Raw genomic sequence first — 5,524 nt, forward strand, 5'->3', positions numbered from 1 at the left:
ATCATCAGTGCCGCGCTGAAAGAGCGCCACGGCGGCCGACGCAGGACGCGCGCGATCATAGTCTATCCGATGAACGCTTTGGCCAACTCGCAGCAGGAGGAGTTGGCGAAGTACTTCAATGGCAAGGCCGAAGAACTGAAGGTGACCTTCAAGCGGTACACCGGACAGGAAAGCCAAGAGGAGCGCCGCGCGATTGCGGACGATCCACCGGACATACTACTCACAAATTTCGTCATGCTCGAACTGCTGATGACCCGACAGGACGATGTCGATAGAAAGGTGCTTGAGAACTGCGCCGGCCTCTCTACTCTGGTGCTCGACGAGCTCCATACCTACCGCGGACGGCAGGGCGCCGACGTCGCCATGCTGGTACGGCGAATAAGGCGGAAGCTCGCGCCCAGAGGCCTTCAGTGCATCGGCACCTCGGCTACTATGTCTAGCGATGACCGGCCTGAGGTCACGGTTGCTAATGTCGCCTCCAAACTGTTCGACTGTGACATCCCCCCGAGCCGCGTGGTCACCGAGCGGCTCGAACGTCGCACCGATCCCCAGCTCCACGCGGACAAAATACGGGACCGGCTCGCACAGGCAATCTCGGCGCCCATGGACGAGAGTGCAAGCAATGCCCAGCTGGCGTCTCATCCCATTGCCATTTGGATCGAGACTGTGCTCGGCGTCCGCGCCGGGAAGAAGGACGGCATGCTTGATGGCACGTGGCTCAGGGCGACACCCCGATCGTTAACGGATGCTGCAACTAAGTTGTCAGAAGACAGCGACGTGGATCTCGTAACGTGTCAGAGCTTTTTGGAGCGTTTCCTACTCGTCCTCGGTCGGAGCGAGAAAGTGCGGACCGGCAGCGGCAGCGAGAAGGCTTTCCTAGGAGTTCGGCTACACCAGTTCATCTCTGGCGCGGGTCAAGTCTACATGACGATCCAGCCCGAGGGCGAACGTCGCGTGGTCTTCAACGGCCAGCGCTTCCTGCCGGACGAGGCCGGCGACAAGCGGTTGTACCAACTCCGCTTTTGCCCGCATTGCGGACAAGAGCATCTGCCGGTGATCCGCCGCACGATCGAAAGCAAGGAGATCCTGGTCGAGCGAGATATCGACGAAATGGCCGACAGCGCTGCCGACGACGGCTCAGAGGCCGGCTTCTTCATGCCATCGGGGAGTGATCTCGATTTCAGTGACGCCGTTGAGGACTATCCAGAGGCGTGGCAAGAAACCACGAAATCGGGGCAGGTCAGGCTCAAGAGCGAATACGCGCGGAGGCGGCACCACTTTGTTCGCGTCGCCCCCACTGGCGACCTGGTCGAAACCGGCGGTACCGAAGGTTGGTTTCAACCCGGGCGATATCGCTTCTGTCCGGCCTGCGGCGAGGCCACCAGCTCGCGGGGAACGGACCGCGCTCGCCTCGCTGGCCTGACCGCCGAAGGCCGCGGCTCCGCTAGCACGATCATTGTGTCGTCAATCCTAAACTGGATGAACCGGCCCAATTCCGACCAGGACCGTCACAACCGGAAGATTTTGGGCTTCATCGACAACCGCCAGGACGCTGCCCTTCAGTCCGGGCACTTTAACGACTTCGTTTTCGTCTCGCTCATGCGCGCTGCGACGCTGCTCGCATTGCAACAAGCCGGCGAAGCCGGTCTTGAGGACGACCAGATCGGTCGCGAACTGCAGCGCTGCCTTGGCTTTGATTCGAAGCATCTGGGACTGCGCATCGAGTGGTTGTCGAACCCCGAACTCCAAGGTGCAGCACTTTCAGATGCCGAAAGGGCACTGCGCGAGGTGCTAATCCATCGTTTCTGGGTGGACCAGCTCAAGATCTGGCGCATCACCAACCCTAATCTTGCTCGACTCGGCATGATGAAGGTCGAGTACAAGGGGCTAGCGGACATTGCCGCGGCCGACCACCGCTTCGAGCGTCGGCATCCCGTTCTCGCCAACGCACCGGCTGCGGTTCGCGAAACGGGAATGCGCGTGCTGCTCGATCACATGCGGATCAATCTAGCCATCAAGTCCGTTTCGCTCGATGCCGCTAACGTGCAGGCATTGCGCGACCGCTCTCAAGGGTTACTGCGAGCCCCGTGGAATCTGTCTGAGGAGAATTCCCGGCAGTCGTCGGCGTTGTTCCTCAATCCACCCGCCAAAAACATTGTAGCTCGTGACGAAGCCTTGCGCATTCGATCCGGCCCGACGTCCGCGCTTGGTCGGCAGCTTCGCGCGGGAAAGATTTGGGGACATCGACTGACTGTCGAGGAATACAATCATGTCCTGGAGGATTTACTGGAAGTTCTGACCAACGAAATCCTCGAGCGTCGGGACTCCTACGCCGGCGAGATCAATCCCAATTGGGTGATCTATCCGAGCGCGTTCGTTTTCAAGCTTGGTGAGGCGGCTGCCACCACGCGCGACGGCGGTAACGCTTTCTTCGCCGAACTTTATGCGACCTTAGCGGAGATGTTGAGCCGAAAGGACCCAGCGTTGTTCGGCCTCGAGGCGCGCGAGCACACCGCCCAGGTCGACCAGGTGACCAGAGAGGTCCGCGAGGCTCGGTTTCGCTTTAGGGCTGCGGATCGGGCAAGGATGCGCGAACTTCCCAAGTTCGCGGCCAAGCTGCAGGAGCTCGCTGACACCCCGACGTTCCTTCCGGTGATGTTCTGCTCGCCTACAATGGAGCTTGGCGTCGACATCGCCGATCTCGATGCGGTCTTCCTCCGGAACGTGCCGCCGACTCCGGCCAACTACGCACAACGCGGTGGCCGAGCGGGACGAAACGGACAAGCGGCGTTGATCGTCACCTATTGTGCCGCGCAATCGCCACACGATCAGTACTACTTCAACAACAAGAACGACATTGTCGCGGGCCGCGTGCGGGCTCCCACAATCGAGCTAAAGAACCAGGACCTTGTCGAGAGCCACCTGCAGGCAATCTGGATCGCTGAGACGGAAGCAATCCTGAGCGCGAAGATCGCCCAGGTCGTAGATTTGGAGAACGATCGCAATTCGCTGAAGCGCGATATTGCAGCCGCGACAGCAAACGATGCGGCCAAGGATAGAGCAGCTGCTGTTGCCAAGGACATTCTACATCGCGAGTTCGACGATGAAAGCGAAGACCTCCCGTGGCTTGGCGACATCGACGCTTATGCCGAGCGGATCATGAAGCAGGCGCCAGTGCGCTTTAACGAAGCTTTCGATCGCTGGCGGTCATTGCTCACATCTGCCGAGCAGCAGTTAAGGGACGCCCAGCAGGCTTTCTCCCGCTACGCGTCCTCCGAGCAGGAGCGTCGCGTAGCGCGACGCCTAACCGCGCAAGCCCAAGACCAGATCCAGCTCCTCCTGGCTGGCGAGGACAACCAGAGCTCCGACTACTTCACCTACCGGTACCTGGCCACTGAAGGGTTTTTGCCGGGCTACAACTTCCCTCGTCTGCCACTCACCGCATTTGTGAGCTCGTACCGGGGGTCGAAGTCGCGTGCCCCGATTCAACGATCGCGGTTCGTCGGCATCTCCGAATTCGGGCCCCGAAGCCTGATCTATCACGAGGGCCGCGCGCACCGAGTGAACCGGGTCATTATCCGCGCCGGCGTGCAGGAGACTAATGGCGAGCTCACAACGCAGGCCTTTGTTATCTGCGGCGAGTGTGGCTGCTCGCATGCAGTGCCAAAGCCGGACTTTTGCCGTAACTGCGGAACGACGTTGGCTGACGCCGACGAGATCCGGGACGGCTTCCGTATTGAGAGCGTCGAAACGATGCCGGCCGACCGAATCACCGCTAACGACGAGGATCGCCAACGGCAGGGCTTCGAGATCCGCACCGTTTTCGAGTGGCCCGTCCGCGACGCCGGTCGATTGGACGTGAGGACGTCTCAGTTGGTCGAAGGCGGTGAGGCGTTCGCGGATCTGTCTTTCGGACCCGCGACTCTCATCCGTCGCTTCAATGTGGGCCTTCGCCGCCGTGCCAAGAACGATAGCCTGGGCTATCCCATCAACCCGGCAAGCGGCTACTGGTTGGCGGCGGCCGAGGACGAGGACGCGGATGCCATCAGGGATCCGAGCAAGGTTCGACCGCAGAACATCGTACCATTCGTTGAGGATAGAAAGAATGCACTCCTGATCCGCTTCCGCGGAGACAGGTTGCCAGTCGAAACGACAGCGACCCTCCAGCATGCCCTTCTTCGCGGCATCGAGATGACTTTTCAACTCGAGGAGGGAGAGGTACTTGGCGAACCACTGCCGTCGCGCGATGACCGCCATGCCATACTGGTCTATGAGGCGACAGAGGGCGGGGCCGGCGTTCTCGCGAGACTTGTCAAGGAAACCGAAACCCTTCGCCGCGTTGTCGACACCGCGATCTCCATCTGCCATTTCGATCTTGAGTACTTCCAGGTTAATGGACGGCATGTCGACGCTCTGGAGGACAAGGGAGATCCGCGCTGCGTGGCAGGCTGCTATAAGTGCTTGCTCTCGTACTACAATCAGACAGACCACGAAGTCATCGATCGTCGTTCCCTACAGTTCCGCCTACTGCTCTCCAGGTTGGCTAACGCAGAACTGGTGGTAACAGGCCCCGCCCGGGTGACTGATGGTGAGCACTCTAAGAGCGATTTCGCCGAGGCACTGAAATCCCATGGCCTCCCGCCGGCCGACAATCGTCCGATCGTGATCGAAGGTCATTTGGTTGAGTGGATCTGGCGCGATCACCGCTTCGCAGTGATCGCCGAGGATCTCCAAGGTCTGGTCGGACGCGGCCTGGAGGACAAGGGCATCACATTCATCGTCGCTGCCGCCGGGACTGAGACATCGGAATCGGTCCTCGCAGCGATAGCTGAAGCGATCAAGGAGTGCGCGTCATGACGACCACGATCTTCGGCCCGGGCGAGCTCGTCCGCGCGCGCGGCCGCGAGTGGGTCGTCCTGCCTGGCAGCGGCGAGGAAATCCTGAACCTGCGGCCAATCGCCGGCGGCGAGAGGGACGTCCAGGTCGTTTCGAGGTCGCTCGAGATCGATGGCGTCGAAAGCGCCACGTTCCAGCTGCCGGACCCTGACCGAGTTGGCCCCCAGGACGAGGCGCTGCTGCTTCGCGATGCGTTTCAGATGTCGCTGCGCCGCGGAGCTGGTCCATTCCGCAGCGCTGGCCGCATCGGATTCAACCCGCGTTCGTATCAGCTTGTGCCCTTGATGATGGGGTTGAAGCTGGATGTCGTGCGTCTGCTCATCGCCGACGACGTCGGTATCGGCAAGACCATCGAAGCCGGTCTGATCGCGCGCGAGCTCTACGATCGTGGCGAGATCGAGAGCTTCTCCGTCTTATGCCCGCCTCACTTGGTCAAGCAGTGGGCCGATCAAATGCGGGACAAGTTCCACTTCCCCGCGGTGGCGGTTACGCCGTCGTCCGCAGCGCGCCTGGAGCGAGAGCTGCCGATGAACGACAGCATCTTCCGAGCGTATCCCTTCACGGTTGTAAGCCTCGACTACGTCAAATCAGATGCCCGCCGCGACAATGAGGCTGAATCTGTCGCTGA

2 protein-coding genes are annotated in these 5,524 nt (G+C 60.8%); both read left to right on the top strand.

Translation table 11 applies throughout. From position 1 onward, the window contains the following. The first annotated feature begins 15 nt into the window (after window positions 1–15). On the top strand, window positions 16–4,857 hold the full coding sequence (locus C9413_RS26885) for a DEAD/DEAH box helicase (protein ID WP_281408683.1): 4,842 nt from the start codon (window positions 16–18) through the stop codon (window positions 4,855–4,857). Next, on the top strand, window positions 4,854–5,524 hold a 671-nt coding region (locus C9413_RS26890), incomplete at its 3' end, for an SNF2-related protein (RefSeq protein WP_348648807.1). The genes C9413_RS26885 and C9413_RS26890, both read left to right, overlap by 4 nt.

Origin of the sequence: Rhizobium sp. SEMIA 4085 (assembly GCF_013004495.1) — a bacterium.
Classification (GTDB): domain Bacteria; phylum Pseudomonadota; class Alphaproteobacteria; order Rhizobiales; family Rhizobiaceae; genus Rhizobium; species Rhizobium gallicum.